Annotated in this window: 2 protein-coding genes; one reads left to right on the forward strand and one right to left on the reverse strand. The window is 62.7% G+C overall.

From position 1 onward, the window contains the following. Positions 1-495: DUF2062 domain-containing protein (locus tag AAAB16_RS21005; RefSeq protein ID WP_340665079.1), on the reverse strand; the 495-nt coding region annotated here is incomplete at its 3' end. 133 nt (positions 496-628) lie between these two features. Here AAAB16_RS21005 and AAAB16_RS21010 point away from each other — a divergent pair. Beyond that, a partial coding sequence (locus AAAB16_RS21010; protein WP_340665080.1) for a ComEC/Rec2 family competence protein occupies positions 629-1,283 on the forward strand: 655 nt, incomplete at its 3' end.

A 1,283-nucleotide genomic window follows, 5' to 3' on the forward strand; every position in this document is an offset into this window, starting at 1 on the left:
ATACAGCATGGTCAGTGCATAGCCAAGCACGCCGGCAATCAGCCCGGCCAACACCGAGCCCAGTAGAAACGGCGCCAGAATCGGTTTCCACAGCAGTTGAATCAGCTCCCAGGACGGCTCTTCAAAAAAGTGGCTGATCCGTGGCCAGACGTGGGTAGTGATTTCTCCTACAGGCCGCTGCAAGGCCCAAGAGCCCAATTTGTACGTGCAGTAAAAAACCGGCGGCATAGTGATGGGGTTGGTGAGCCATACCAGGCCGACCGAGATCGGCAGGTTGGCGCGAAACGGAATGGCCAAGGAGGCGGCGAGGAGCATTTGCAGCGGCAGCGGGATAAACGCTGCGAACAAACCGACCGCCATAGCCCGCGCCACCGAGTGACGATTGAGGTGCCAGAGGTTGGGGTCATGCATCAACGTGCCGAGAAAGCGCAGCGACTTATGTTCCCGGATCAGGTCGGGATTAGGCATGTAGCGCTTGAACAGGCGGCGCGGCATAGGGCATCTCGGCAGGCGTAAAAAGGCGGATTATGCCCAGATTGTGCGGGGGCAATGCGTTGACTTTGTGACAACAAATAAGCGCCTACGGTTTGCCTCAGGCGACGCAAGGGCGCGGCAGGAGCGAAGGCAAATGCGCACAGGGATGTTGGCGCTGGCACTGGGCTTGGTTGCGTTGCGCTGGCTGCCGGAGTTGCCGCCAGGTTGGATGGTGGCGTGCTTGGCACTGCTTGGGGCCGTTCTGCTGCCATGGCGCACGCCGTTATGGCGGCCGCTGGGGTTGGCGCTGCTGGGGTTTAGTTGGGCGTGTTTATCCGCGCAGTGGGCGTTGGATGATCGTCTCGCCCCTGAGTTGGATGGGCAGATCCGTTGGCTGCAGGGGCGTGTGGTCGGCCTGCCGGAGCAGGGCAAGGGCGTGGTGCGCTTTCAGCTGGAAGGCGTCAGCGCGCGCAAGGCCACGTTGCCTACGCGCATGCGCCTGGCCTGGCACGATGGGCCGGCTGTGCAAGCCGGAGAACGCTGGCGCCTGGCGGTAAAACTCAAGCGCCCGCGTGGGCTCGTTAATCCGCAGGGCTTTGACTATGAGGCGTGGTTGCTGGCCCAACGCATCGGCGCCCAAGGCACGGTCAAGCAGGGCCAGCGCCTGAGCAACGCCAGTGGGCCGTTGGCCTGGCGCGATCACCTGCGTCAACGCATGCTTGCGGTGGATGCTTTCGGTCGTGAAGGTGCGTTGGCCGCACTGGTGCTGGGCGACGATTCAGGACTGTCGAGTGCCGACTGGCGCGTTT

The organism is Pseudomonas sp., from assembly GCF_037994325.1.
Lineage (GTDB): Bacteria > Pseudomonadota > Gammaproteobacteria > Pseudomonadales > Pseudomonadaceae > Aquipseudomonas.